The organism is Marinomonas sp. ef1, assembly GCF_002806845.1.
GTDB lineage: Bacteria > Pseudomonadota > Gammaproteobacteria > Pseudomonadales > Marinomonadaceae > Marinomonas > Marinomonas polaris.
On sequence record NZ_NHTT01000010.1, the window covers coordinates 85,256 to 111,508 of the forward strand.

The window sequence follows — 26,253 nt, forward strand, 5'->3', positions numbered from 1 at the left end:
TAAAAACATATTTTGTTATTACCAGCCGAACTGGTGTTTTTAGATTTGAAATCGTTATTTAGTTTTTGGCGCCAACATCGATAACCATAATTTTGGGAAATGTCTTCCTGCCCACAACATGGCCGTTAGCCGTTTTGGAAAGGCGTACTCAAATGGACGAGACTCTAGTGCACTGAACATGCGTTTTGCAGCATCATCCGGTGACATTAGAAACGGCATAGAAAAGGTGTTTTTCTGCGTCAAAGGCGTATCAACAAAACCCGGCAATAAACAGGTGACATCGACATTGAATTGCTTCAAATCCATGCGCAAAGAAGATAAGAAATATCGAATAGCGGCTTTACTTGCACCATAGGCTTCAGCTTGCGGAAAAGCAGCCTGTACTGCTTGAGAACTCACACCAATCAAATGCGGACGTAAGGATTTCTTCAGCAATGGCAAACACACTTCGACACTATTCACCAAACCAATAAAGTTAACCGACATAATACGATCCATCATTTTCCAATCTGGATCAGTGTCCGTCATATCCAAATACTCACAGGTACCTGCGTTTAATACCGCACAGTCTAAATGGGCAGAATATGAACTCAGTGTATCTCGGACGGAATCCATTTGACTGTCATCCGTTATATCAAAAGGAATAAATGTTAAATGTTGGTGTTTGTCTATTAGAGGCTCTAGCTCGCCTTGCTTGCGCGCACTGGCTAATACCCTCCAACCGTCATCTAAATAACGTTTGGTCAACGCAAGGCCAATACCTGAACTCGCTCCGGTTATCCAAACGACTTTTCTATCCACTACCTGACCCATGAGACTCTCCTTAGTTCGCTAGGCGCTTTTTTAAACCTTTCACCACAGCACCCAACAAAGGCACATGTTCATAAATCAACTGGCCAAGGTCATAAACATCTTCATGGAAATAAATACGCTCGTTAAATTGCACCTGACTAATACCACGCACCGTAATGGTTTTATTGCCGAGTTTTGGGTGTTTAAAATGCATATTCCATTTTATGTACGCTGTATTCTCGGACACAATTTGGTCCAAGTATTCAAAACGGCCACTGTGAACGTTGACACACATCTCAGACAAATAAGCATGTAAGTTTTCTGCACCACGTAATTCATGGACAGGATCTTTAAACAATACATCTTCTGTATATACGTCATCTATTTTGTCGAGCTTTGGATGCTTTACATCAAGATAAAACGCTTTAAAACGCTCTATTAACAAAGAATTGGGATCCATTTTAGAGTCCGTCATGCCCATCACTTACCTTAGCCATCTTGATCTGGAGAATTAATCGAAATCGATTCATTTCATTTATTCCCATTAAACGTGTTTAAGCAAATTATGGATCACTCTTTTTAAAATAGATGGTCTGAAAAGTAAGATTTTTCATCCCCCTCTATTCTTACCTATTTAAAAGTACAAATGTTTTTACTATTAAAAAAGACGAATGTGATCCATCCTTCTACTCATCACGTATATTTGAGAACGACATGTCAGCCTTCCTTTTGGAGCAATAAATGGAACGCGCAATACAAATAGAACCAGATGAACAACGCGTAGCAGATATGCTTGCTATTGCGGAGCACAGAGATCAAGCGGCGCTCGTTCGCCTGTTTGATCACTATGTTCCGAAATTGAGAGCCTTCTGTCTCGCGGCACAACCTGGCGCCAACTTAATGGCCGATGACATTGCTCAAGAAGTTATGATTCGCATCTGGAATAAGGCACATACTTACAAGCCTGAATCCGCGTCTCTCAACACTTGGGTTTTTACTCTAGCAAGAAACGCACGTATTGATTATTTGCGTAAGAACAGTCGCCATCAATCAGATATTGATCCTGAGTATCTTTGGCAAAATGTGGTCGACGAAAATGCTGACCCATTTAAAGACGCACAACAAAAAAGAGATCAGGAACGGATTCAACAAGGCTTAGATAAATTGCCAGCGGATCAAAAACAGGTTTTGGCCAAAGTCTATTTAGAAGGCAAAACCCACAAAGAAGCGGCAGAAGAGTTATCTCTTCCTCTCGGAACGATAAAGTCTCGAGTTCGCCTTGCTTTGCACAAACTCACTATTTACGTTAAGAGGTAGTATCGATGATTAACTACCATCCATCGATTGAAATACTGACCGACTATGCTGCCGGCTCATTACCATTAGCGCATTCTTTATGTGTATCTACACATCTAGAGCGTTGTCATGAATGCCAACAGCAAATCCGCAAGTTGGAAATGCTTGGTTCACACCTATTTGATCAAACTAAAACCGACAGCCGTCAGCTTAGCAATTTAAAAGACAGCTTTTTCGAAAAGATAAACGCACAAGCTGAGCAAGAAAGAGACAGCCTGAAGATAGAAGAAGAGCCAGCATCGATTGATTGGGATAACTACGCTATTCCGAAAAGCCTGCGCCAATTTATTAAGAAAAGTTACGATGACCTAAATTGGATGCGCTTATCGCCGTCGTTTAAGATCGCCACTCTTTATAATGAAGAAGGCGGCGCACAAATTGCTCTGACCAGAGTAAAAGCTGGCGCTCACATGCCAACTCACACTCACACCGGCGATGAAATCACCTTAGTTTTAGAAGGTGCTTTTTCTGATGAAAGCGGTGTTTATCGCCAAGGAGATTTTATCAACCGTGATGCGAGCCACAAACATAAGCCAATAGTCACCAAAGATGCGGAATGTATCTGCTTAACCGTGTTAGATGCACCGATTGAATTTACTGGCTGGTTAACGCGACTATTGAACCCCATTATTCGTCGATACCATCCTCATTCAAGTAGATAAAACTACGTGACATTGGTCTCACAGCTAAAGATAGCCACACGATTGCAGACGTTAGCCAATAACAAGCAAATTTTGTGAAAATCTGGTATAGTCCTTGTTCAATCTAAAAACAAGGACTATTTATCATGGCAACTAAGAAGAAACAGCCGGCTGCTTCGGAGACTTCGGAATCTATTGAAAAGCAAATGCAAGAGTTTCTAGCTCGCGGTGGACTCATAGATAAAATCGATTCAGGAGTTAGTGGACAATCTCAGCTAACAGGATCACGTCACATTTCCCTAGGAAATAGCAAAACGAAAGCACAATAAGCTTTAGGGATACTTTACTGATTGTAAATATCCCTCGCTATTTTCGTTTGTACGCCAACTCTATAGACGCTGTTTTAGAATTACCTTTAAACGCAAATAGGTTGGCGAATCAAATAGTTATCTATTATTTCCCTATTTATACATAAAACCTAAAATAACAATTTAACCTCATAGATAGAGGAACATTATGCTTACCGAATCTGATCGCGCTTTTTTCCGTCCTAAATGGCGTAGAGTAGTAGTAACTTTATTTTGTGTTGCATGGGCTATTCTTGAATGGGTATCGAATGAACCTATCTGGGCCATGGTTGCAGCAGGTATCACGCTATATTGTTTGTGGAACTTCTTTTATAAGTTTGAAGAAGAAACAGATGAAGACAACCCCCCTATCAGTTAACCGATAAACACAAACACGCCGTCGATTTAACCTATTCTACTATTTTTAAACAAAGCATTGACGAACAAAACAGTCGCGAAAGGCTTTTATTAACGAGTCATATATTCGCCACATAAACGTCACGACGCTGTCATATTGACGCTCTACTCTCATCAATAAGATATATAAAAACTTATTAGAGCGGAGCGCCACTGTGATACAAGTCGAGCAAATGATTGCCAGTAAATCTCCTAAGTTTTTCGACAAAAGCCCATTTATCACTCGCCCAACGTTAAGCGTTTTAAAACGCTTATTCCACGAAAATGAAGTAAACCAATTCCTGGAAAAAAACCACGGCTGTGTTGGCTTCGAATTTATTGATCGTATACTGGATCACTTCAACTTTAGCTATCAAGTGAGTCAAGTAGATCGTCGAAACATTCCCGCAAGTGGACGTGTGATGATCATCGCCAATCACCCTCTTGGTGCCTTAGATGGCCTCGCTTTACTCCGATTAATTGGTGAAATTCGCCCAGACGTAAAAATCGTCGCCAATGATTTATTAATGGGATTTGACGGTTTAAAGCAGCTCGTTCTTCCCGTCGATAATCTCGGCGGAAAAACCGGACGCCAACAACTAAAAGCCATAATGAGCTGCTTGCATAATGAAGAAGCCGTGATTATTTTCCCTGCTGGGGAAGTGTCTCGCATGTCGCCAAGCGGCGTAAAAGATCAGCATTGGAATCAGAACTATCTAAAACTCGCACAAAAAACCAACAGCCCGTTATTGCCGGTTCACATCGGTGGCCGTAATTCTATGCTGTTTTATACCAGTTCTATTTTGTATCGTCCGCTATCAACTTTGCAGCTCGCCAACGAGATGTTCCGCCAGCGCAATCGTAAAATCCCCATGCAAGTTGGCCAAGCCATTCCGATTCAAGAGGTAGCACAACTGCCTTTAAGCGATAAAGAGAAAAATAAACTGGTGAAACGCCATTTGTACCGCATCGCCAAAGGCAAAAAACCGCTGCTTAAAACTGAAAAGACCGTTGAACATCCGCAAAATAGACAGATGATCAAACAAGAGCTCAAAATAGCCGAGCACCTTGGTAGCACCAAAGACAACAAACAAATTTACCTGTTTGATTACGATCCAATGTCGGTGACTATGAAAGAGATTGGGCGTTTGCGCGAAATCGCCTTTCGTAAAGTGGGTGAAGGCACTGGTGAACGCTCTGATTTAGACAAGTTCGATCAATACTATCGCCATTTGATCTTATGGGATGAAGAAGAGCTAGAAATCGTTGGCGCTTATCGCATAGGTGAAGTTGCACGTTACATGAAGTCAGACACACCAAATCGTATCTACAGCGCCGAACTGTTCCAATACTCTTGCGATATGGAACCTTATTTCGAACAAGGTATTGAACTAGGACGTAGCTTTATCCAACCTAAGTATTGGGGCAAGCGCAGCTTAGATTATTTGTGGTACGGAATTGGCGCCTATTTAGATAGACACCCTGAAATTCGCTACATGTTTGGTCCTGTGAGTCTAAGCAACAGCTACCCACAAGTGGCGAAAGATTTTATTGTCTCCTTTTACAAGCTCTACTATGCCGACAAAGAACATTTGGCGCGTTCGTTCACGCCTTATCAAGTCAATACAGAACACTCTGACATCATTTCAGCCATGTTCAGCGGTGATAACTATGAAGAAGACTTTAGAATATTAAAGGAACAGCTCAGCCACTTTGGCGCCAGCGTACCAACGCTGTTCAAACAGTACAGTGAATTGTGCGACACGGGCGGAGTTCGCTTCTTAGACTTTGGTGTCGATGCCGACTTTGGCTACTGCGTGGACGGTTTAGTCCTAATAGACCTAAATACAGTCAAAGAAGCGAAAAACAAACGTTACCGAGGTCACAACGCTGGCAATCAACCCTAACTCTAACTATCGCGAATCATGGTGATGTCCACGATAGTGGCGACTATGGGCATGATGACCATGAGCGTGATGTCCATGTAAATGGTCGTCTTCTTGTTGACCAGATCGTTTGAAGAAAACAAGATAAACAATCTTAATGATCAGCATTACACTTAATAGGATAAGAACGACTGTTTGAATTTCCATAAAAACACCTCGTTATTTTTGTTGGTGTTATTTGAGTATAGGACATGAAAACTGTCTAAAATGTGAATTTACTGTTTAAAACGCATACAGTTTTGTAAGCCCTGAAATAGCGCATCTAACATCATGTTAGACACTAAAATGGATCGGGGCAGATAAAACCCAAAGCAAGCAATCAAGATTTTTGTTTAAGAATTAATCAGTTATAAAATATGGCGTAAGCTTTGCTTTACGAATAAAAGAGCTTATTCAAAAATCGTTTAAAAAACACGTTTCATCTACCCTCGGGCTTTTGCAGTAGCCTTACAAATTTGTCTATCGTTAGACCATGGAGCTGGAAATGATTGAGAAAACCTATTTAAAAACCAAACCTGAATGCAAAGTGAAATTCGCCTTACCTGCTGAAGCGATTGGTGATGCAAAAAGCGTCGCTGTCGTTGGTGACTTCAATAATTGGGACTGCACAGCCAACCCAATGAAAAAACAGAAGTCTGGCGATTTTGTGTCGACGCTTAACTTGGGTATCGAAACCTCGTACCAATTTCGTTATGTTCTGGATGGCTCTGAATGGCTAAATGATGACATGGCAGACGCCTACGTTCCAAGCCCAATAAGCTACGACACAAACGGCGTCATCAGCCTGTAATAACGCTTCGTAACGTTTATAGCATTTCAATCATAGCGTCTCGCTTTTAGACTTTAAGCCGAGACGTTTTGCCTCTCTCTGCCTTGCTTTGAGGGATGTCTTATGCCCAATATTCCCACATTCAATCAGTAATACTCTTCGTACCATAACGTCATCTTTTTGCCCCAAAACCACTAATTCACGGATTCGAGCTGCAATTTATAGCCAAAATATGTACAATTGTTTTTATTAAACGCGCGTTTAATAAAAACTCAAATACCTCAATGACTCGAAACAGAGCATTGAAACAGACATAAAGAGGCACATCATGGCACATCAGCAGCAATACATTCATGGCCGCTACCATGCATCCACCAGCGGTGAACACTTTGAGACAATCAACCCTGCGACAGGCGAAGTGATTGCAACAGTAGAACACGCAGGACAAGCTGAACTAGATGCTGCTGTAGAGTCTGCAAAACAAGGTCAAAAAGTGTGGGCCGCAATGAGCCCTGTTGAACGCGGACGCATCCTTAAAAAAGCCGCTGAGCTATTGCGTGAAAACAATGAAGAACTTGCACGTCTCGAAGTATTGGACACAGGCAAGCCACTTCAAGAAGCCATTTGCGTAGACATTCAAACGGGCGCTGACGTGATCGAATATTACGCAGGCCTAACCGATAAAATCCAAGGCGATTACCAAGACCTTGGCAATGGCAACTTCTTCTACACTCGTCGCGAGCCACTTGGTATTTGCGCTGGCATCGGCGCATGGAACTACCCTATTCAAATCGCTATGTGGAAATCTGGTCCTGCGCTGGCTGCGGGTAACGCGATGATCTTCAAACCATCAGAAGAAACACCACTTACTGCGCTTAAACTGGCTGAAATATACACCCAAGCAGGCTTGCCTGATGGTGTTTTCAACGTCATTCAAGGGGACGGTCGTACAGGTCAAATGATCACCAACCACCCAGACATCGACAAAGTCTCTTTCACTGGTGAAGTGGGAACAGGCAAAAAAGTCATGGCCGCTTCTGCACAATCTTTGAAGCAGGTAACCATGGAACTTGGTGGTAAATCACCAATGATCATCTTCCCAGACATGCCTGTCGATCAGGCTGTTTCTGCGGCGATGCTAGCCAACTTCTACACGCAAGGCGAAGTTTGCACTAACGGTACTCGTGTATTCGTTCACGCTGACATGATGGACGCTTTCACCAAAGAACTAAAACAACGTACTGAAGCCATGATTATTGGCGATCCAATGGATATGAACACGCAAGTTGGCGCGTTGATTTCCAAAGATCACATGCAAAAAGTCTTGGGCTACATTCAAGCGGCCAAAGACGCTGGTGCGACCTTGTTATGCGGCGGTTACCAAGTTACTGAAAACGGCTTAGACAAAGGTGCCTTTGTTGCTCCAACTGTTTTCACTGATTGCACCGACGACATGCCACAAGTACGTGATGAAATCTTCGGTCCAGTAATGTCTGTGCTTAGCTTCACCGACGAAGATGAAGTGATTGCTCGCGCTAACGATACCAAGCTTGGCTTAGCCGCTGGCGTCTTCACCAAAGACTTCGCTCGTGCCCATCGTGTCATTGGTCAAATGCAGGCCGGTATTTGCTGGATCAACGCATGGGGTTCTTCTCCAGCTGAAATGCCTGTGGGCGGTTACAAAGAGTCTGGTATTGGTCGTGAAAACGGCATCGAAACTTTGTACCACTACACACAAACGAAGAGCATCTTTGTTGATCTAAACGACATTCAAAGCCCTTACTAAGCGAAGCGCTTAACTCTTAATAGATGAGAACAGTCATGGCTAATGAAACGTACGATTACATTATCGTCGGTGCTGGCTCCGCAGGGTGTGTGCTAGCAGACCGGCTGACAGAAAGTGGCGAACACAAGGTGTTGTTATTGGAAATGGGCGGCTCAGATAAAAGCGTCTTTATCCAAATGCCGACCGCCTTATCTTACCCAATGAACACGACAAAATACGCGTGGCAATTCCACACGGACAAAGAGCCCGGTCTTGATGGCCGTGAAATGCATTGTCCACGCGGCAAAGTATTAGGCGGTTCATCGTCTATTAACGGCATGGTTTATGTGCGTGGTCACGCTTGTGATTTCGACCAGTGGGAAGAAAACGGCGCCAAAGGTTGGAACTACCAAACTTGCCTACCTTACTTTAAAAAAGCCGAAACATGGAAAGGCGGCGCGGACTTATACCGTGGCGGCGACGGTCCATTGTCGACCAACAACGGCAACGACATGACCTACAACCCGCTTTACCAAGCCTTTATCGATGCGGGTAAACAAGCAGGCTACGGCAAAACCGACGACTACAATGGCTACCGCCAAGAAGGCTTTGGTCCAATGCACATGACGGTGAAAAATGGCGTACGCGCTTCAACGTCGAACGCCTATTTACGTCGTGCCATGGCGCGCCCTAACCTAACGGTAAAAACGGGCGTGCTTAGCCACAAAGTCCTCTTTGAAAATGAAAAGGCCGATGGCAAAAAAGCGGTTGGCATTGAGTTCAGTAAAAACGGCCAAACTCAACAAGCCACTGCTAGTAAAGAAGTGATTCTGTCGGCAGGTTCCGTTGGTTCACCACAGTTGTTGCAACTGTCTGGTGTCGGTCCAAAAGACGTCTTGGAAAAAGCCGGCGTTCCTCTGGTTCACGAACTGCCTGGTGTCGGTGAAAACCTGCAAGACCATCTAGAAGTCTACTTCCAGTACTACTGCAAACAACCTGTGACGCTAAACAGTAAGCTTGGCTTGATCAGCAAAGGTTTGATCGGTACGCGCTGGATGTTGTTTAAAACCGGACTAGGAGCGACCAACCACTTTGAATCTTGTGGTTTTATTCGCTCTCGTGCAGGTCTTAAATGGCCAAACATTCAATATCACTTCTTGCCAGCAGCCATGCGTTACGATGGTCAAGCAGCGGTTGAAGGTCATGGTTTCCAAGTACACGTTGGCCCAAATAAGCCAGAAAGTCGTGGCAAATTGTGGATCGAATCCGCTAATCCAGCGGCGAAACCGCGCATCTTGTTTAACTACATTTCGACCGAACAAGACAAGCAAGACTGGCGCGACACGATTCGCCTAACTCGCGAAGTGCTTCAACAATCTGCGCTAGACGATTACCGTGGTGATGAAATTCAACCGGGTATAAATATCCAGAGCGATGAAGAAATCGACCAATGGGTAAAAGAAAACGTGGAAAGTGCTTATCATCCATCTTGTACTTGTAAGATGGGCGACGACAACGACCCAATGGCCGTGCTCAACGAGCAATGCCAAGTGCGAGGTCTCGAAAACCTACGCGTGGTGGATTCGTCTATTTTCCCGACCATCACCAACGGCAACTTGAATGCGCCAACTATCATGGTGGCAGAAAAAGCCGCCGACATGATTCTTGGCAAAGCAGCCTTACCGAGCCTAGAAGCACCCGTTTGGATTCACCCAGAGTTTGAAACCAAACAGCGTTAATGAAAGACAAATAAACTCATAAAAAAACACCTGCTAAGTTATTTAGCAGGTGTTTTTTCGTTTATAAGCTTTGTGCTATTTCAATGGCCGTTATTGCAACTAAGCTATTTCATCTGAGCTATTTAATTTGAAAGACAGCAAAACCATTTTCATCTAAAGACTGATACGTCATATTTTTAGCTGCGGCTTCTTTTGCTTTTGGCGAGCTTGTAAACAAGACTTTTGCTTTACCAAAACCGGTGAACGACCAATTGCCGTCAGCGGCAGGATTAATGGTCTTTTGGCTCAATAAGTAATTTGCTACCACATCACGGTTCTTATCTGGCGCATCGATCACAATAGTCTCGCCATTAAGATTTGGGAAATGCCCGCCGCCACCAGCGCGATAATTATTGGTTGCGACCAAGAACTCATCTTTCGCTCTTAATGGTTCGCCATTAAACATTGCCTTAGTAATACGGTGTGCGTCTTTATTGACCACTTCACCATCCGCATTGTAACGAGCAGGTTGTGTCACATCGATACGATAAGAAATCCCGTCGATCACATCAAAGTTATAGGTTGGGAAAGACTGGTTAACCAATTCTTGTGGCTTAGCAGACGTCGCATCGATTTGATTAAACTGCCCCGCCGTCGCTTCTAACCACTCAACCACTTGTTCGCCAGTCAGCTTCACGACTTTTAGATCGTTCGGATAGATGTACAAATCACTGACGTTTTTAAGCGCAATGTCACCCTTTGGTACATCGGTATAATACTCTGGACCACCGCGACCACCAGCCTTGAACGGCGCTGCGGCAGACAAGATTGGCAAGCCTTCATAAGACGTACCACGAACAATATTCTCTACGTACCAAATCTGCGCATTGTTCACGATCTGAATGGATGGATCATCTTGCACGAGTGCAAAGAAGCTATTGATGTCAGCTGTGGATTCACCCACTTTACGACGCATATAGGCCAGAGTACCTTCATGCTCGGTTTTTACAGCGTCATTAATACTCGCATCGGCTTCTACCAAAGCCACCGTAGTTCGACCTTCACGGCGAGAAATAGCACGTACTTCGGCTTTGCCCTCGGCGACTTTCCAACCATTGTCAGCAGGCTCAAGTTTCAAATCAATCACCCCAAGGTGAGAGCCCCAAAAACCTGGCATAGTCGCAGGCTTACCAAATACCGTGCCTTTCTCCCCATCTACGCCTTCGAAAGCATCTAATGCTTTGTCGCCAGGAAAGATGCGATGAGAGTGGCCAAACAAAATCGCATCGATACCGTCAACCTTCGCCAAATGATAAGAAACGTTTTCCTCACCCTTCATATAAGGTGAGTTCATCATGCCACTGTGTGGAATCGCGATAATCACATCCGCACCTTTGGCTTTCATTTCAGGAACGTATTTATTGGCTGTTTCGATAATATCTTTGGCAATGACTTTATGAGTTAAATTGTCCTTATCCCACGTCATAATTTGTGGCGGCACAAAACCAATGTAACCTATTTTGACCGTTTGTTTTTTACCGTCAGAATCGACGAAGGTTTTGTCTTTAATGATATAAGGCTGGAAGTAAGGCTGGTCGTTAGACGCATCGTTGTCGCCATCGTCCACATACACGTTGGAGTTAACGTAAGGGAAATTAGCGCCACTTAAACTCTTCATTAAAAAATCTAAGCCGTAGTTAAACTCGTGGTTACCGATATTACCCACATCGTAATCCAACAAGTTCATCGCTTTAAATGCAGGATGCGTCTCACCAAAGCGCAGCACACGACCTTTGGCAACATAATCGCCCAACGGCGTGCCCTGTAATAAGTCACCGTTATCGACCAACACAGAGTTTTTCATTTCCGCACGCGCAGCCTTAATCAAAGTCGCCACACGAGACAACCCCACCGCATCACTTTGCTTATCGCCGTAGTAATCGTAATCCACCAAATTCATGTGAATATCCGTGGTTTCCATGACCCGCAAGTCAATGGTAGAAGCCTGCGCCATCGCAGCAAACAACAAAGAAGAGGCGAAAATCGACGCACCCTTAGGAACAAAAAACGTCATGAAAATACTCCATTCATACAATCATCTTGCGTATCAAAAAATACTAACCAAAAAGTCAGTTTTCATAGTAAGGCGATTTTATGCGAAGTTCATGCCTTTTTTGTGACAGGTGTTTAGTAAGGGATCAGATCCATTAACTCAGCTAAGAAAGGGATATACTTAACACTCATTAACCCTCTGCTTTATTATCGCTCTGCGATAACATTCTTAATACATGAATTAACTTTGTTCCAAAAGCCACATCAGTCTTAGAGTAGTATTCAATAAATATTGAATCTAAATAAGTGTTTCCGTTTTCATCTATGATCCAAAGACCACCGCCACTGCAACCTTTGGGATGTACTGGCTTATTTGATGACCAATTTTTTCCATATGTCATGCAGGTATGAATCTCAGATAATCGATTATGCCGAAAAAAGGTTTCTTTATTCTTAACGACTTCACCCGCATATGAATATTGAAAAGAATTAAATTCATTCTTTATTAGACTTTTTACTTGCTTATTTTTAGAAGAAGGAAAGCCAAAAACGAATACAAAGAAACTAGTATCCAAAAACTCCCAAGGACATATGATTTTTTCAGAAACAAAATTCAAATCATATTTGGATACAAAGTTTTCACTTAACTCAACCACAGCAATATCATATAAATCTATTCCGTCAGATGGATTAGCTTCAGTTACAGTATATTTACCTTCGATTTCTACAATGCCAGAACTTGTCCCGATAAAGAATTCACTAACATTATTACCTCGGTCTTTGATAGCGTGGGCTGCAGTTATTAAATGAACCACTCCTCCTATAGAAACGATTAAAGCTGTAGCCACCAAATCAGGCCTCCCCCTATGATCAATATAAAATATTGGATAAGTGCATCTACTACAGATATTTTGAACTGCTGCTTTCATAGAAGAAATAACATACTGATTAGGGCCCAAAAATAACTCCTTAATAATATTTAATTAGAGCGTACTCGAAAGTATAGAGCCTGAAATATATAGAATATCCCCCTAAATACTCATTAATTGATACTAAAATGCTTATTTACTTTCTACCAGTAAAAAGCGGATAACTGTAATTATAGCGAGAACCAAACGGCGTTTTGATGAGGTAGGCGGTAGTTTCGAAGAGAAACGCCGTTTGGTTCGAGTCTTGTGAGGACGTGAGATGTCGGCATGAAGGCGTGACTTACATCAACACGTCGGATTACGGTCGTGCCTCCCTCATCCGACCTACGAGGCGGAGGCAAAAAAGAAGTTATCGCTTAAACCAACGCCAAACAAACAAGACTTTAATCAAAGCAGCGGCCACGTAGGTCATGGCACAGGCGGTGAGGATTCTCTTCACTTTGGGTAGATCTTCCTGTGGGATGTAGTTGCCTTCTTTCAAAATAGGTAGTGCTTTGTTAAAGCTAGCGTCCCATTCTTCCGGCAGTATCGCGACTTGTACCAGCACGGCTAATAAACCTGACATGCCAACCACCAGCGCATGTAGCGCCACGGCGTAAGGCAAATGCAGCAGCACAGAAATCAGCGGCCAACCGACTAATAAACCTGCTGTAATCTTTCTCGCGCCATGAGCAAAAGGTAAATAACGTGAGCTTAAATGAGAGATTTTTTGTTTCTTCTCATGAGCAATGGCATGCCCTACTTCGTGAGCAGCAACAGCGACGGCGGTTAAGGATCGACCATTAAGCACGCTTGGGCTCAGACGAACCGCATGTTGCCCAAAGTCGAAATGGTCATGACCTTCTTGAGTTTGCTCTACTTTTACATCTGTTAGCTCAAAGCGTTTTACTAAATGAGTTGCTAGTTCGCCGCCCGTTCCCGGCAAGTCTTTACGGTCGGTGGCGTAGCGTTTAAGAGTAAACTTTACCCATAAATTTGGCCCAACTAGCAATAACAAAGCAATGGCAATACCAACAATCCATAACATAACGTTGTCTTTCTACTATCCAAGTTAACAAAAAATATCCGGCTCAACTTTGACCCTTTTTAGGTTCATCACATACACTGTAATAAATACCTAAAGTATACGAGCTAGATATGAAAAATCCTTTAGTTGGTCCGATTCTCGCGATCCTCAAAAACCACCCAAATGGTATGAGTGAGTTTGACATACTAAAAGCGTTAAAAGATCAGCTACCAGAATTTAGCAAGCTTGCCGACGATGCCAACTTGCAGCTATTTCGCCAGCATTTTCTTATCATGAATGCTTTGTATCAATTACAAAGCAGCCTTTGGCAAGAAGAAAACCTGATGTTAAACATCAGTGCACTTCGAATCCATCTACTTAGCGCATCAGAGATCCAATTGTCTGCTAGTACCAGTTTAAACGACAGCGTAGACGCAAAGTTAGCCGCTTACTACCTAGACTGGGAAGAATACGAAAAAACCGATGAGGATGAAGTCTCTCGCCTTCTCAATAGCTTCTACAAAGGCATTAGTTTACCTGGTAACCGAGACTCTGCACTTAAAACCCTACAAATCGACAGTAGCAACCCAACCAAAGCAACGATAAAACAACAGTATCGCAAGCTGGCCCAAAAACATCATCCAGACAGAGGCGGCGATCAAGATGCGTTCATTGGACTCAGGCAAGCCTATGAATACTTGATGTTCTAACATCTGATGCTGGCAAAGTGTAAAACTCCTCTGCAATCATTGCTTTCGATTCTATAAAAACTCAAGATGAACCTCGCTCTTTATTTGTGGTCAAAACTCGACCTTTTATTATTTTACCGATTCATTTTATAGAAACAGGGCTTATGATTTTTTCTTCTTTTTTACGACACCTTTTACCGCCTAAAACACATCACCGTTTCCTAATTCGTCCACTTTGCCTCATTTCTTTTACCCTGCTTAGCAGCTGCAGTGTTAACGAGATCGATAGTTCCAATGACTTCGAAAACAATGGCCGAGACATAGCAGCACTGAAACGTGAGACGCTATATTTAAAAGAAAGCCTGCCACCGGGCTTACCAATGCCTGACGCGAGTTTCGAAAGTGGTTTACAGCAACAACTAAAGTACTTGAACCGCATTGGCGATAAAGATTTCGTCCTTGAAAATACGCAAACCAGCGTTGCCGATTTGAAAATCGTCGCGGAAGAAATTAACAACTGGCTGCAAAATCCAGCACAACAGCCGCAGCTAATAGCCCATCAATTGGCGGGACAAGACCAAAGAGGCAACGTGCAAATCACGGGCTATTATGTGCCTGTGTTACCAGTTCGACACTTACCAGATGAAGTGTATCGCTATCCACTTTACCGCAAACCGGTACAAAGAAATGCCGAAGGAAAATACCCTTCTCGCGAAGAAATAGATTTTGAAAATGCTCTCGCAGGGCAGGGATTAGAAATTGCCTATACCTCCAGTTTAGTCGATAATTTTTTCTTGCACGTGCAAGGTTCTGGCGTAGTCGAGTATGAGAATGGCGAGCGCAAACTCTTATCTTGGGGCGGTGTAAACGGCCATGCTTATCGCAGCTTAGGAAAAGAACTTATTGAGAGGGGTGAGATTGATCGAGCCAATATTTCAGCACAAAGCATTCGCCAATGGCTAAGTGATCACCCAGAACGTAATCGTGAAATTCTATCCACTAACCCGAGTTATTTGTTTTTTAGCGAAGGTCCACAAAGCCCAGTTGGTGCCGCTAACGTGCCATTAACGCCTTTGTATTCAGCTGCAGTTGATCCAAAAGTGATTCCGCTTGGCTCGATTCTATTGGCTCAAGTTCCGAAGCTAGACACCTATGGCAATTTAGTCGGCCATGAATTCCGCCTGCTATTAGCACAAGATAAAGGTGGTGCGATTAAAGGACCGGGGCATATTGACTGGTACCAAGGCATAGGAGAAGAAGCACACTTTCATGCAGGTCAGCTAAAGCATTTTGGCAAGGTTTGGTTACTGCTACCGCAAAACCCGACCCCAAAGATACTCATCGCTCAATAAGTTTATTCTTTAAAAAGTAGTCTCACTTTGAAAATAGAAAAGCAAAAACGCCGCACTTTAATTACTAAAGTGCGGCGTTTTTTTATCATTCAAACCTATGACCTGACTAACTCATCACATAAGGTCACTTAACTTAAAGGAAACCGGTAAGTTAATCCGCAGCTCGGTTTCCGACATGTCCTTTGAGAATTTAGGCAAAGGTGTCGAGCGCTTGATCATATCTAATACCGCATCATCTAAACGTTTATGACCTGAACTTTCTGTGATTTTCACATCAGATACTGAACCATCCGCGTGAGCAACAAAAGACAAGGAAACAACGCCCTCTTCATTGCGACGACGGGATGCTCTTGGATAACGTTTATTCTGGGCCAATACCGATTTTAACTGTGTAAAATAGTTTGCCTTAGCACCTGGATTACCACCACTTGTTGCCGAGTTCGAACTTCCTGTTGTTGCCTTCTGGTTAGCCATTGATTGCGGTGCAACCTGCTTAGGAGCTGCTTTTACTACAGGCTCTTCTTTTTTCGGCTTTGGCTCTGGCTTTGGCTCTGGCTCTGGCTTGGGCTTGGGTTTCGGCTTAGGTTCGGGCTTAGGCTCTGGTTTTTTTACTTCAATTGGCGATTCCTGCTTAACTTCAACCGGTTCTGGCTCTTTAATAATTTCAGGTTCAACCACAGGTTCTGGTTCAATAATAGGTTCTGGCTCTGGCTCTGGCTCTGGCTCTGGCTCTGGCTCTGGCTCTGGCTCTGGCTCTGGCTCTGGCTCTGGCTCAACTTCTGCTTCTGGTTCAACTTCCGGTTCAACCTCCTCTTGAACCTCTTCAATCGGCTCCTCTACCGTTTCTTCAACTTCTTTCACTTCTTCTTGAGCAGCTGTGGTTTGTGCTGCAGCACCAAGATCACCAACCATACCAAGATCAAACTCAATACCCTGAGAGCCCGCAGACTGACTACCTACTGTTGGAGCATAAAATACTGCATAGAAGGCACCAGCATGAACAGAAATAGCCAGACCACCAGCAATAATCCAATGACGCTTGGGAATCATTTGTTTCCTCGCTCTAGCTGTGTTGCCAAGCTAACCTTAGTAAGCCCCGCTAAACGCACCTGATTAAACACCGGACGTAGCTTTTCTAGTGAAATGGCACCATCGGCTTTGATTTGTACCCAGAAAGCGTCTTTATTAGGAGCTGAGGTAAATTGTTGCTCTAGATATGCTTGAACATCCTCTACCGCAAACAATTTATCATCGACATAAAGGCTGTCATCCGCACCCAAAACAATTTCAATATTTGGGTCGGTTGCTGCACGGTTATCATTGATAGATTGAGGAGGAATCACTGCAATCGGATCCGCTTTTTGAATTTGCCCAGCAACCATAAAAAACACCAACATCAGAAACACCACGTTAATCAGTGGCACCATGTTGTCATCGCTGCTGGCGTTTCTCGCGGCGTATTTTTCGCCTATTTTCATTTCGTCTCCGGCATAGCAAAAGCATTCGCAATAGATACGGTTTTTGCACCATTTAGTTTTAAGCGATCTGCAAGATGCATCAAGGTCTGTAACGTGACGCCATCTTCCGCTTTGATGATAAAAACACCCTCGTTATGATCTGTTACGAGCGTTTGAAAACGAGATTGATCGGAGAAACTAACTGCTTGACCGTCAACCCAAACCTGATCATCATTTTGCTTCAAGGTCAAAATAAGGTTGTCTTTTTCCTGTGGCGGATTTTGAACATCGGATGCCACCGATAAAGGTGTATCTACAATGCGCCAAGGCACAAAACTTGAAGTCAACATGAAGAACAACAGCAAGATAAATACCACATCAATCAATGGTGTTAAGCTGATTGCATTCTTACGTTTAGGTTGGGACAGATTAAGCGGCATGTAACAACTCTTCGTCGGCCTTTTTAACTAATTTTTTAGCCTGTTTACTGGTAAATACTTGAGTAACTGCATCGTTCATATTATGAGCAATACGTTCTACTTTACGTTCTAGCCAACTGTGCAATGTCACTACCGGAATCGCTACAGCCAAACCAACAGCCGTTGTCAGTAATGCCTGCCAAATACCGCCAGATAACACCGACGGATCAACTTGATTTCCCGCACCTTCCATTTGCTGGAAAGCTGTGATCATACCTAATACCGTACCTAGCAAACCTAACAACGGACTCAAGGTCGCAATAATTTCTAAAGGACGAAGATAAGAGCGCAGCTGGTTTAGCTGGTTCATCGCACGACGTTCAACTTCTTCACGAATCAAATCTGCTTGGGTATTTGTCGCTAATAAAGCGCGCATTGTGTAACCCACTAAAGCATCAATAGGACGCTTTTCATCTAGTATCTCAAGCGCTTTTTCGCCATTTTCTTCATTGCGCCATTGATCTAAGGCTAAATTACTTGTTTTAAGGCTCTCTGCACGAAGTGAGGAAAACTGCCATAGCTTTAACAAGACAATTGTCAGAGCAACGACAGAAAATACCATCAGTATCCAAACGACAGGCCCACCGACCTGCAAAAAGTCGACAATTTTCTGCTGAACTGAATCTTCCACAATCTTCTCCAATGAATAAAAAACATCAGTCAAATAATAGTCATTCTCAACCGCATTTTCAATAAATAAATGTTCAAATAGAAAGATATGGAGAATTGATAAGGCGCAGTAACAATAAATACTTACAGGAAAGGCTGCATAATCATGCCAAGGTCAGCATGATCATGCAGTTTTACAGACACTAAAATATAGGCGGCTTATAACCAACCTCGGTGTTTAAAATACCAATAAGGCGCAAACGCAGAAAATACCATCAACCCCAGCGCTGCAGGATAGCCAAAACTTAAATCCAGCTCTGGCATGATTTTAAAGTTCATCCCGTAAATACTGGCAACTAATGTCGGCGGTAAAAACACTACAGATGCAATAGAGAAAATCTTGATGATTTTGTTCTGTTCAATGTTAATAAAACCTTGAGTCGAATCCATCAAGAAGTTAATTTTATCAAACAAGAATGTCGTATGTGACATCAAGGTTTCAACGTCACGCATAACTTCACGCAGCGTTTCTGAATAATCTTGTCTATTAGGCAAGTGTCGCAACAGAAATGAGATATTGCGCTGTGTGTCCATCAGACACAGGCGAATCTTCCCGTTACTGTCTTCTAAGCGCGCCAGTTTTTCGATAATGACATCCAGTTCCGACTCATTATCTTCAAGCACTAGATGACTTACCTCTTCTAATTGTCGGTGTAAATCTTCTAAAGCATCTGCATGATTCTCAACTTTATTTTCAAGTAATGTGACTAAAAGATGAGCTGGCGAATCAACAGCAATTTGCCCCCGACGCGCACGCATTCGTAATAATCTAAAGTCTGCTAGTTCTGTTTCACGAATGGTGATTAGCCTGTCCTGCTGCAAGATACAGGCAACAGTTGAGGTTTTATGGCGCCCTTCTGTTTGATTTAAAAACAAAGAGTGGACATGGATACCCGCTTGGTCAACAAAACAACGTGCGGACGCTTCTATCTCTTCGACATCATCAGATTCAGGAAGATCGGTTCTCAACAACGCCTTAAGCTGTAATCGATCGTCGTCATCAGGTTCCGCGGCGTCAATCCAATTCGCCTCTTTTTGAAGGGTGGTAAGATTCTCATCTTCTTTGGAAACTTCTTGAATCAACCCGTTTCTGATTTTAAAAAATTTTAGCATGCTACTTCCTCGATATACTCGGTACCTTATTTCAGCCTAATCATGTTATTTGGCACGACTCGTAACCCACAAAATAAATGTGGTGGATGTATTTTTGGTGATGTATTGGAAACCATTACACGATGTTACGATGGCCACCATTATACCTAGGTTATATCTCACGTCTGTGACAAATCACTAAGCAAAAAAAAGAGGCAATACAGACTAAGCTGAATTGCCCCAAAAAAGACCTTTTCCCTGGGAGGAGATGGTCTACTTCTTATCGAGTTGGATAAGAAACTTTAAAGTTCATTGCTAAAACCAAAAAAATCAATGCGCTAGAATTTGATCCAAGAAAACTTTGGCCCGCTCTGTTTTTGGCTTCACGAAAAATTCTTCTGGCGGCGATATCTCAATCACACTGCCCGCTTCCATGAAGACAATTCGATCCGCAAATTCTTTAGCAAAACCCATTTCGTGAGTTACACAAATCATTGTCATACCGTCTTTCGACAATGAGCGCATAATTTCCAGCACTTCAGAAATCATTTCAGGATCAAGTGCTGAGGTTGGTTCATCAAATAGCATAATGTCAGGAGACATAGTTAGCGCTCTGGCGATGGCAACACGCTGCTGCTGACCACCTGACAGTTGGCCTGGATACTTCTGCTCTTGATCACCGATTTTCACTTTATTAAGTAAATCACGCGCGACTTCATTCGCCTGTGCCACTGACATACCCAACACATGACGTAAACCAAAAGTACAGTTATCTAGCACCGTCATATGGGGGAAAAGATTAAAGTGCTGAAACACCATCCCCGTATGACGACGAATTTTCTCAATGTCTTTAACATTGTCACGGATGGTGATATCGCAAATAGTGATATCTCCTTCGTCGTGTTGCTCTAAATTATTAAGGCAACGAATCAAGGTGGATTTCCCTGAACCAGAAGGTCCACAAATTACGATGGTTTCGCCTTTGGCTACTGCTAAATCGATATCGCGCAGCGCATGATATTTACCGTACCATTTATTAACTTGATCCAGCTTTACTACTGTTTGTTCAGACATAATGCATTCCAATTAATGTTTTGTGCGTTTGATACGTCGCTCTAGATGCGCGCCGTACTGTGCAATAGAAAAACAAGCGATGAAGAAAAACGCCGAAATAACGATTGGACCTTCTGCATGAAGACCAAGCCATTCCGCGTTATGAAAAGTCGCATTAATTGCGCCCATCACTTCTAATAAACCAAGAATCATCACCAAGGTGGTTTCTTTAAATAAACCAATGAAGTTAGTAATTAGCGCAGGGACTGAATTACGTAATGCTTGCGGCATAACTACATACGCCATAGTTTTCCAGTAGCCACAGCCCATCGCATAGGATGCTTCAATTTGACCTTTTGGCACTGCTTGGATCGCACCACGAATGATCTCTGCTTTGTACACAGCCGAAACGAAAATCAGCACGAACAAGACTCGGAACAATACGTCAATAGACACACCACTTGGCAAGAAAAGCTGCAACACTAAAGACGCCATGAACAAGAAGGTAATCACAGGTACAGAACGAATAATCTCGATGTAGCCGGTGCAAGCCCAACGTAAGATAGGCAACTGTGAACGTCGGCCCAAGGCTAAAAGAATGGCCACAGGCAATGATAAACACATGGCAATAATGCCCAAGAAGAAGGTCAGCGTCAGGCCACCCAACGCACTGGTTGAAATGTCTTCAAAGATGAAGCCACCTTTTAGCAACAACCAAAGCACTACAGGCAAAACGAGGATATAAACCACGATCCATTTTTGTGGGATTCGTTGGCTAAACAATAAAGGAAAGGCAAAAAGCCCCACAGCAAATGCCGAATTCACTCGCCATTGCTCAGACTCAGGAAAAGGTCCGTAGATGTAATAATCCATGTATTGTCGGATCGGAATCCAACACGCAGCGCCCGGAGCACAATCCGCACGGCTTGTTCCACTAAAGGTGGCAGAGAAAAACAGCCATTCTAAAGCTTTTGGCAACAGTAAACACAAGAGTGCAATAATGGCCAAAGTGACTAAACTGTCTAACCAAGTATTGAAAAGGTTACGTTTTATCCACACAACAACTCGGCTAAAGCTTAAAGGAGTCGATTTTTTTGCTCTCGCTTCAATCGGCTTACCGGTTATTTTTTCGATGCTCGCTTGATGATTCATCTTATCGCCCTTTCAACTGCATAGCTTTGTTGAAACGTCCCATAATGGCCGCCAGTATCAGGTTCAAAACCCCATAACTCACCATCACGATCACGATGCACTCAATGGCTTGGCCTGTAATGTTTAAACTACTGCCACCCATGGTGCCCATAATGTCCATAAAGCCAACCACCGAACCCAATGCAGCGGCTTTTAATACGTTGATATAAATAGACGTCATTGGTGGAATAATAGAATGCAGTGCTTGCGGAATAATCACCTTATTCATCACCACATTATGTTTAACGCCAAGCGCTAAACCGGCTTCCATTTGCCCTTTTGAAATAGCCAAAATACTGCCTCGAATGACTTCTGAACCATACGCCGCAGAGTAAGTACTCACTGCGATGATAAGCATTATGAATTCAGGAGGAAGCGTCCAACCATGTTTGAAGTTGAAGCCAACTAATTTAGGTGCGGTAAAGCTAATAACGGGCGTAAATACGAGGCTTGCCAACACCACCAAAACGACGGTCATCAGCAGCACAGAGACAATACGTCGTCCAGTTGTAGAGACTCTTTTTTTGGCCCAAAAGCACAATGCAATCCATAACACAGCAAAGACTAAAGATGCCAGCAGACCGTAATTCCATTCAACGCTAGGAATGGATAAACCGCGATTTGAAAGAAACGACACATCACCAAAATTAAACGCCTGACGCACACTCGGCAACATCAACGACAAGGTATACCAAACTGAAATATGTACCAAAATAGGTACGTTACGAACATATTCAACAAGGCAAAGAGACACTTTAGACAATAAGAAATTCTGCGACAAACGCATAATCGCCAAACACAAAGCCAGCACAGTCGTTAGCAAGATAGCCACAACGGCAAACGCAACCGTATTGACCATGCCCGCTGCCCACGCCATTAAATGCGTAGAGGTTTTTGGATCATAGTGTATCAAGCTATAGCTAATATCGTAGCCAGCACGCTGAAAGAGAAAATCAAAGCCGCTAGTCAAACCCGCATCGCGCATATTGGTCGCAGCATTTAGGGCAAGATAGGTAATCCCAAAACAAATGACTGCAAAAAATACGAGCTGTATCAGAGTGTCTCGAACTTTTCGGTTATATAAAAAAGAATGCATAAACAACTGCCATAGATGATGCTTACAAGTGGAGCTTTAAAACGCTAATGACAATGAAAAGCCAGCTTACCTAAGGGCAAACTGGCTCAAATTATGATTAACGGAACGGGTAGGCGTATAACAGACCGCCTTTGGTATAAAGGTTATTTAAGCCGCGATCAAACTTAAGCGCGGAATCCTTACCTAAGTTACGGTCAAAGATTTCGCCGTAGTTGCCTACTGCTTTAATGGCGTTGTAAGCCCATTTATCATCCAAGCCAAAGTTCTTACCTAAACTACCTTCAGTGCCAAGTAAGCGCATAACATCAGGTTTTGTGCTTTTTAGTCTTTCATCGACATTACTTTGAGTAATGCCCTGCTCTTCTGCTTCAATCAATGCCATTGCTGTCCAAGTGACGACTTGACGCCATTCATCATTGCCTTGTTTGACATAAGCACCAAGTGGCTCTTTAGAAATACGCTCAGGTAAAATGACGTTTGCTGATGGATCTGGCATACCTTGGCGATCAGCCGCCAGTGCTGAAGCATCATTGGTCACTGCATCACAACGATTCGCTAGATAAGCAGCGGTAGATTCTGCGCTACCCTCTACGATGAGTGCTTTATAACTTAAACCACGCGACTCAAAGTAGTCGTTAATGTTTTTCTCGCTCGTCGTACCTGGGTAAGTACAAATAGTCGCGCCGTCTAATTCTTCAATCGAGTTCACACCCAATTCTTTTTTAACCATCAAGGCTTGGCCGTCATAGAACCAAGGTGTAGTGACATCAACACCATTCAAGCCATCACGCGTTGCGGTGAAAGTGGTAGAACGCGCCAACATATCAATTTCGTCTGTCACTAAAGCCGTCAAACGGTTACGCGAGTTCATTGTAATGAACTCAACTTTAGAGGCATCGCCAAATACAGCCGCAGCAACAGCCTTACAAAGCTCAACATCCAATCCAGTCCAATTACCTTTTGTATCAGGTGTTGAAAAACCCGCTTTACCAGGATGGATACCGCACTTCATAACACCACGTGCTTTTACTTCTTCTAGCTTGTCCGCTGCGTAAACAGAAGCACTAGCGGATAAAACCCCAGCACCAATGATCGCAGTCGCAATTAGTTTTTTCATTGTTGTAATCCTATATTGAGTTCCGATGTGACAAACAAAGAATACTTTGGATACATATCAAGAGTCAATAATGAATAAATGGATACATAAATTCAAGCTAATTACAGAATTTAGAACACACTTGACTCAAAATAAGATAAGGGTAAACCCAAATAAGGAGTATAGGCACAAGAAGTTTGGTAGATGAATAACAATGCCTTCCTAAAGAAAATCCCTAAGAAGACTATTGAAAAGGCCATCGAGAAAATACATGCAGTTGATACTGGAAGGTTTAAAGTGAAGCGGTTTGACGACGTTTTAATTGCTGTGATTTTAACTGTTCGGCCAGTGCATAAGCACTCATCATGATATGACTTTCCAGCGCGTAACAAGCACCTTCTATGTCTTGGCGTTCACATCGATCTATCAATTCATCGTGTTCGCGCAATGAGCGCGGCGTATTACGGTGACTCAAAATAAAAGACTTTAAGCGCGCGTAATGGCGATGATGTAGGTCTTTAATCACATTTTGCATCAACGGACGATTGGCGGGTTTATATAAGACTTCATGGAATAGATAATTCAATGGCGTCCACTCTTCTGGCGCGCATTTCTTCAGACTTTCATTGATTTCACGGGCTTTTGCAATGTCTTCCGCGCCCATTAAAGGAATCGATAACTCTAGCAATTTCACTTCAATTAAAGCTCTAAGCTCACATTTTTCAAGAAAGCTCTCAGGCGATATTGTCGTAACGGTTGCTCGACCTGTATCGCGAATTTCAACCAGCTCTTCTCCAGCTAGTATCTGCAAGGCTTCACGCACTGGCGTGCGGCTAACTTGATAAGTACTGGCAATATCCACTTGCGAAAGAGCCATGCCTTCAGGATAAGTACCATCCAAGATCTTAGCTCGTATGTCTTCCGTAACCGACAGTACTGCTTTTTGTTTGTTATTTTCGCTCATGAAAGCCTATCTAATTGAGTTTAATGAGGTTTCTAAATAAAACCGCATAAAATATGCACAAGATTTTAACATAGAGTCATCATATCTGCGACTGTAGACGATAGAAATACAACGATAGAAACTTGATTAATGTATTCATTTAATATAAAAACACCAATAAAATGTATCCATTATGGTTTTATATATGTTCACTCTCGTCAAAAATGCAAATGTGTATGCACCAGAAGCACTTGGTATCAAAGATATTTTGATCGCTGCGGGCAAAATTTTAAAGATAGAAAGCAATTTAGATATCACAGGCATCGCTGATATCTATATTGTTGATGCACAAGGACAAACTCTCATCCCTGGTTTTGTCGATGGTCATGTGCACTTGATTGGTGGCGGTGGTGAAGGCGGCTATCACACCCGTACACCCGAAGTGTTACTCAGTCATTTAACACGAGCAGGCATTACCACGGTTGTTGGTTTATTGGGAACAGACAGTGCAACGCGCCACAATGAAAGCCTATACGCTAAAGCAAAAGCCCTGACAACTGAAGGTGTAAGCGCCTATATGTTTACTGGGGGCTACAAGGTTCCAACCGAAACAATTACTCAATCAATTCAGCGAGATATTGTTTTTATCGACAGAGTCATTGGCTTAAAAACCGCCCTTTCCGACCATCGATCTTCACAACCAACAATCGAAGAACTATCTCGCATGGCTTCAGAAGCCCGTGTTGCGGGTCTTATTTCTGGAAAGTGTGGTCGCGTGGTCGTACATCTTGGCAATTCCCAGAAAGGCTTTGGCCCGCTGTTTGAGGTAGTAGAACAATCTGACATTCCAGTTTCTCAGTTCATCCCGACTCACGTCAATCGCACCGAATTACTGGCAGATCAAGGTATGGAATGGTTGAAGCAAGGTGGTTTTGTTGATTTGACCGCTGGCATCAACCCAGACAAAGGTGCGACAGGCAGCGTTAAAGCATCCACGTTCCTCACTCGCTGCAAAGCACAAAACATTGATACTAGCCGAGTTTGTATTAGCTCTGATGGCAATGGCTCTGTGCCAATATTCAATGAAAAACGCGAGCTGATTGGTCTAAAAGTAGCGGGATTTGGCTCTTTACTCTATCAGCTAAAAGAAATGATTCAGGTCGAAAATATGTCGATCACTGACGCGGTAATTCCTTTCACTCAAGCACCAGCTCAATGCCTTGGGTTAGCCAGTGAAAAAGGGGAAATATCGTTAGGAAAGGACGCTGACTTTTTGATCCTTGATGAAAACCTCGACATACAACACACCTTTGCTAAAGGCGTTTGTCACGTAAAAGATGGCGTAACACAAATAAAAGGCACATTTGAGGACTAAGAATTCCTCAAAAATAACCCCTCCCAATAGCATTATCGGGAGGG

27 protein-coding genes are annotated in these 26,253 nt (G+C 43.1%); 11 read left to right on the plus strand and 16 right to left on the minus strand.

Annotated features, from left to right (window positions below; translation table 11 throughout):
- Nucleotides 1-54: 54 nt before the first annotated feature.
- Both CCS02_RS15005 and CCS02_RS15010 read right to left on the minus strand, forming a co-directional pair.
- Entirely contained in the window at nucleotides 55-813 is a 759-nt protein-coding gene (locus tag CCS02_RS15005; RefSeq protein WP_100637008.1) for an SDR family NAD(P)-dependent oxidoreductase, read from the minus strand.
- Nucleotides 814-823: 10 nt separating this feature from the next.
- Complete coding sequence (locus CCS02_RS15010) at nucleotides 824-1,267, minus strand: nuclear transport factor 2 family protein (RefSeq protein ID WP_100186794.1); 444 nt, start codon at nucleotides 1,265-1,267, stop codon at nucleotides 824-826.
- A gap of 266 nt (nucleotides 1,268-1,533) precedes the next feature.
- Between CCS02_RS15010 and CCS02_RS15015 the strand changes: the two genes are divergently transcribed.
- From CCS02_RS15015 to CCS02_RS15035, 5 genes are all read left to right on the plus strand, one after another.
- The gene (locus CCS02_RS15015; protein WP_072840772.1) at nucleotides 1,534-2,109 is read left to right on the plus strand and encodes an RNA polymerase sigma factor; all 576 of its coding nucleotides are present in this window, start codon (nucleotides 1,534-1,536) and stop codon (nucleotides 2,107-2,109) included.
- A 5-nt stretch (nucleotides 2,110-2,114) separates the two neighbouring features.
- Nucleotides 2,115-2,810, plus strand: a complete 696-nt coding sequence (locus tag CCS02_RS15020) for a ChrR family anti-sigma-E factor (RefSeq protein WP_100186718.1) — start codon at nucleotides 2,115-2,117, stop codon at nucleotides 2,808-2,810.
- 125 nt (nucleotides 2,811-2,935) lie between these two features.
- Nucleotides 2,936-3,118 (plus strand): hypothetical protein, encoded by a 183-nt coding sequence (locus CCS02_RS15025; protein WP_072840774.1) that lies wholly within the window; start codon nucleotides 2,936-2,938, stop codon nucleotides 3,116-3,118.
- Nucleotides 3,119-3,305: 187 nt separating this feature from the next.
- A complete protein-coding gene (locus tag CCS02_RS15030) occupies nucleotides 3,306-3,515 on the plus strand; it encodes a hypothetical protein (protein WP_100637009.1) in 210 nt (69 codons plus the stop codon).
- A gap of 193 nt (nucleotides 3,516-3,708) precedes the next feature.
- Nucleotides 3,709-5,439, plus strand: a complete 1,731-nt coding sequence (locus tag CCS02_RS15035) for a GNAT family N-acyltransferase (protein WP_198515392.1) — start codon at nucleotides 3,709-3,711, stop codon at nucleotides 5,437-5,439.
- Nucleotides 5,440-5,445: 6 nt separating this feature from the next.
- Here the strand turns inward: CCS02_RS15035 and CCS02_RS15040 are convergent, their stop codons facing one another.
- On the minus strand, nucleotides 5,446-5,625 hold the full coding sequence (locus CCS02_RS15040; protein ID WP_100637010.1) for a hypothetical protein: 180 nt from the start codon (nucleotides 5,623-5,625) through the stop codon (nucleotides 5,446-5,448).
- 337 nt (nucleotides 5,626-5,962) lie between these two features.
- Here CCS02_RS15040 and CCS02_RS15045 point away from each other — a divergent pair, with 337 nt between their 5' ends.
- The 3 genes from CCS02_RS15045 (at nucleotide 5,963) to betA (ending at nucleotide 9,751) form a co-directional block, all read left to right on the plus strand.
- Nucleotides 5,963-6,268 (plus strand): isoamylase early set domain-containing protein, encoded by a 306-nt coding sequence (locus CCS02_RS15045; RefSeq protein ID WP_072840777.1) that lies wholly within the window; start codon nucleotides 5,963-5,965, stop codon nucleotides 6,266-6,268.
- Nucleotides 6,269-6,575: 307 nt separating this feature from the next.
- Nucleotides 6,576-8,033, plus strand: coding sequence for a betaine-aldehyde dehydrogenase (gene betB / locus CCS02_RS15050; RefSeq protein ID WP_100637011.1), 1,458 nt, complete (start codon nucleotides 6,576-6,578; stop codon nucleotides 8,031-8,033).
- A gap of 35 nt (nucleotides 8,034-8,068) precedes the next feature.
- Nucleotides 8,069-9,751, plus strand: coding sequence for a choline dehydrogenase (gene betA / locus CCS02_RS15055; RefSeq protein ID WP_100637012.1), 1,683 nt, complete (start codon nucleotides 8,069-8,071; stop codon nucleotides 9,749-9,751).
- Nucleotides 9,752-9,869: 118 nt separating this feature from the next.
- Here the strand turns inward: betA and CCS02_RS15060 are convergent, their stop codons facing one another.
- From CCS02_RS15060 to CCS02_RS15070, 3 genes are all read right to left on the minus strand, one after another.
- Nucleotides 9,870-11,804 carry a bifunctional 2',3'-cyclic-nucleotide 2'-phosphodiesterase/3'-nucleotidase gene (locus CCS02_RS15060; RefSeq protein ID WP_100637013.1) on the minus strand — a complete coding sequence of 645 codons (1,935 nt, stop codon included), beginning with the start codon at nucleotides 11,802-11,804 and terminating at the stop codon, nucleotides 9,870-9,872.
- A 169-nt stretch (nucleotides 11,805-11,973) separates the two neighbouring features.
- Nucleotides 11,974-12,741: a hypothetical protein gene (locus CCS02_RS15065; RefSeq protein WP_100637014.1), complete on the minus strand. Its 768-nt coding sequence runs from the start codon at nucleotides 12,739-12,741 to the stop codon at nucleotides 11,974-11,976.
- A gap of 319 nt (nucleotides 12,742-13,060) precedes the next feature.
- Nucleotides 13,061-13,738, minus strand: a complete 678-nt coding sequence (locus tag CCS02_RS15070) for a zinc metallopeptidase (protein ID WP_100637015.1) — start codon at nucleotides 13,736-13,738, stop codon at nucleotides 13,061-13,063.
- 110 nt (nucleotides 13,739-13,848) lie between these two features.
- Here CCS02_RS15070 and CCS02_RS15075 point away from each other — a divergent pair, with 110 nt between their 5' ends.
- Together CCS02_RS15075 and mltA are read left to right on the plus strand one after the other, a co-directional pair.
- Entirely contained in the window at nucleotides 13,849-14,427 is a 579-nt protein-coding gene (locus CCS02_RS15075) for a DNA-J related domain-containing protein (protein ID WP_100186712.1), read from the plus strand.
- Between the two features lie 143 nt (nucleotides 14,428-14,570).
- Nucleotides 14,571-15,758 carry a murein transglycosylase A gene (gene mltA, locus CCS02_RS15080; protein ID WP_100186711.1) on the plus strand — a complete coding sequence of 396 codons (1,188 nt, stop codon included), beginning with the start codon at nucleotides 14,571-14,573 and terminating at the stop codon, nucleotides 15,756-15,758.
- 114 nt (nucleotides 15,759-15,872) lie between these two features.
- On the opposite strand, the gene CCS02_RS15085 is transcribed toward mltA, so the two are convergent.
- The 10 genes from CCS02_RS15085 to CCS02_RS15130 all read right to left on the minus strand — a co-directional run bounded on the left by CCS02_RS15085 (nucleotide 15,873) and on the right by CCS02_RS15130 (nucleotide 24,855).
- Nucleotides 15,873-16,808, minus strand: a complete 936-nt coding sequence (locus CCS02_RS15085) for an energy transducer TonB (protein WP_100637016.1) — start codon at nucleotides 16,806-16,808, stop codon at nucleotides 15,873-15,875.
- Complete coding sequence (locus tag CCS02_RS15090) at nucleotides 16,805-17,236, minus strand: ExbD/TolR family protein (protein ID WP_072840787.1); 432 nt, start codon at nucleotides 17,234-17,236, stop codon at nucleotides 16,805-16,807. Before CCS02_RS15090 ends, CCS02_RS15085 begins: the two co-directional genes overlap by 4 nt.
- A complete protein-coding gene (locus CCS02_RS15095) occupies nucleotides 17,233-17,655 on the minus strand; it encodes an ExbD/TolR family protein (RefSeq protein ID WP_072840788.1) in 423 nt (140 codons plus the stop codon). Before CCS02_RS15095 ends, CCS02_RS15090 begins: the two co-directional genes overlap by 4 nt.
- The gene (locus tag CCS02_RS15100) at nucleotides 17,645-18,325 is read right to left on the minus strand and encodes a MotA/TolQ/ExbB proton channel family protein (protein ID WP_100637017.1); all 681 of its coding nucleotides are present in this window, start codon (nucleotides 18,323-18,325) and stop codon (nucleotides 17,645-17,647) included. The genes CCS02_RS15095 and CCS02_RS15100 overlap by 11 nt, the downstream gene beginning before the upstream one ends.
- A 197-nt stretch (nucleotides 18,326-18,522) precedes the next feature.
- Nucleotides 18,523-19,476: a magnesium/cobalt transporter CorA gene (gene corA, locus CCS02_RS15105; protein ID WP_100186708.1), complete on the minus strand. Its 954-nt coding sequence runs from the start codon at nucleotides 19,474-19,476 to the stop codon at nucleotides 18,523-18,525.
- A 309-nt stretch (nucleotides 19,477-19,785) separates the two neighbouring features.
- On the minus strand, nucleotides 19,786-20,529 hold the full coding sequence (locus tag CCS02_RS15110; RefSeq protein ID WP_100186707.1) for an amino acid ABC transporter ATP-binding protein: 744 nt from the start codon (nucleotides 20,527-20,529) through the stop codon (nucleotides 19,786-19,788).
- Nucleotides 20,530-20,541: 12 nt separating this feature from the next.
- A complete protein-coding gene (locus CCS02_RS15115) occupies nucleotides 20,542-21,660 on the minus strand; it encodes an amino acid ABC transporter permease (protein WP_100637018.1) in 1,119 nt (372 codons plus the stop codon).
- A 1-nt stretch (nucleotide 21,661) separates the two neighbouring features.
- A complete protein-coding gene (locus tag CCS02_RS15120) occupies nucleotides 21,662-22,795 on the minus strand; it encodes an amino acid ABC transporter permease (protein WP_100637019.1) in 1,134 nt (377 codons plus the stop codon).
- Nucleotides 22,796-22,892: 97 nt separating this feature from the next.
- Nucleotides 22,893-23,912 (minus strand): amino acid ABC transporter substrate-binding protein, encoded by a 1,020-nt coding sequence (locus CCS02_RS15125; RefSeq protein ID WP_100637020.1) that lies wholly within the window; start codon nucleotides 23,910-23,912, stop codon nucleotides 22,893-22,895.
- Nucleotides 23,913-24,183: 271 nt separating this feature from the next.
- Nucleotides 24,184-24,855 (minus strand): GntR family transcriptional regulator, encoded by a 672-nt coding sequence (locus tag CCS02_RS15130; protein ID WP_100637021.1) that lies wholly within the window; start codon nucleotides 24,853-24,855, stop codon nucleotides 24,184-24,186.
- 184 nt (nucleotides 24,856-25,039) lie between these two features.
- Here CCS02_RS15130 and iadA point away from each other — a divergent pair, with 184 nt between their 5' ends.
- A complete protein-coding gene (gene iadA / locus CCS02_RS15135; RefSeq protein WP_232728888.1) occupies nucleotides 25,040-26,209 on the plus strand; it encodes a beta-aspartyl-peptidase in 1,170 nt (389 codons plus the stop codon).
- Nucleotides 26,210-26,253 lie beyond the last annotated feature (44 nt).

Bases quoted from the DNA above. Each gene is read 5' to 3' on its own strand.
- CCS02_RS15040 (WP_100637010.1), bottom strand. From the start codon at position 5,625: ATGGAAATTCAAACAGTCGTTCTTATCCTATTAAGTGTAATGCTGATC.
- CCS02_RS15120 (WP_100637019.1), bottom strand. From the start codon at position 22,795: ATGCATTCTTTTTTATATAACCGAAAAGTTCGAGACACTCTGATACAG.
- CCS02_RS15045 (WP_072840777.1), top strand. From the start codon at position 5,963: ATGATTGAGAAAACCTATTTAAAAACCAAACCTGAATGCAAAGTGAAA.
- CCS02_RS15115 (WP_100637018.1), bottom strand. From the start codon at position 21,660: ATGAATCATCAAGCGAGCATCGAAAAAATAACCGGTAAGCCGATTGAA.
- CCS02_RS15125 (WP_100637020.1), bottom strand. From the start codon at position 23,912: ATGAAAAAACTAATTGCGACTGCGATCATTGGTGCTGGGGTTTTATCC.
- corA (WP_100186708.1), bottom strand. From the start codon at position 19,476: ATGCTAAAATTTTTTAAAATCAGAAACGGGTTGATTCAAGAAGTTTCC.
- CCS02_RS15015 (WP_072840772.1), top strand. From the start codon at position 1,534: ATGGAACGCGCAATACAAATAGAACCAGATGAACAACGCGTAGCAGAT.
- CCS02_RS15030 (WP_100637009.1), top strand. From the start codon at position 3,306: ATGCTTACCGAATCTGATCGCGCTTTTTTCCGTCCTAAATGGCGTAGA.
- iadA (WP_232728888.1), top strand. From the start codon at position 25,040: ATGTTCACTCTCGTCAAAAATGCAAATGTGTATGCACCAGAAGCACTT.
- mltA (WP_100186711.1), top strand. From the start codon at position 14,571: ATGATTTTTTCTTCTTTTTTACGACACCTTTTACCGCCTAAAACACAT.
- CCS02_RS15075 (WP_100186712.1), top strand. From the start codon at position 13,849: ATGAAAAATCCTTTAGTTGGTCCGATTCTCGCGATCCTCAAAAACCAC.
- CCS02_RS15110 (WP_100186707.1), bottom strand. From the start codon at position 20,529: ATGTCTGAACAAACAGTAGTAAAGCTGGATCAAGTTAATAAATGGTAC.
- betB (WP_100637011.1), top strand. From the start codon at position 6,576: ATGGCACATCAGCAGCAATACATTCATGGCCGCTACCATGCATCCACC.
- CCS02_RS15010 (WP_100186794.1), bottom strand. From the start codon at position 1,267: ATGACGGACTCTAAAATGGATCCCAATTCTTTGTTAATAGAGCGTTTT.
- CCS02_RS15095 (WP_072840788.1), bottom strand. From the start codon at position 17,655: ATGCCGCTTAATCTGTCCCAACCTAAACGTAAGAATGCAATCAGCTTA.
- CCS02_RS15060 (WP_100637013.1), bottom strand. From the start codon at position 11,804: ATGACGTTTTTTGTTCCTAAGGGTGCGTCGATTTTCGCCTCTTCTTTG.
- CCS02_RS15085 (WP_100637016.1), bottom strand. From the start codon at position 16,808: ATGATTCCCAAGCGTCATTGGATTATTGCTGGTGGTCTGGCTATTTCT.
- CCS02_RS15070 (WP_100637015.1), bottom strand. From the start codon at position 13,738: ATGTTATGGATTGTTGGTATTGCCATTGCTTTGTTATTGCTAGTTGGG.
- CCS02_RS15090 (WP_072840787.1), bottom strand. From the start codon at position 17,236: ATGAAAATAGGCGAAAAATACGCCGCGAGAAACGCCAGCAGCGATGAC.
- betA (WP_100637012.1), top strand. From the start codon at position 8,069: ATGGCTAATGAAACGTACGATTACATTATCGTCGGTGCTGGCTCCGCA.
- CCS02_RS15025 (WP_072840774.1), top strand. From the start codon at position 2,936: ATGGCAACTAAGAAGAAACAGCCGGCTGCTTCGGAGACTTCGGAATCT.
- CCS02_RS15020 (WP_100186718.1), top strand. From the start codon at position 2,115: ATGATTAACTACCATCCATCGATTGAAATACTGACCGACTATGCTGCC.
- CCS02_RS15005 (WP_100637008.1), bottom strand. From the start codon at position 813: ATGGGTCAGGTAGTGGATAGAAAAGTCGTTTGGATAACCGGAGCGAGT.
- CCS02_RS15130 (WP_100637021.1), bottom strand. From the start codon at position 24,855: ATGAGCGAAAATAACAAACAAAAAGCAGTACTGTCGGTTACGGAAGAC.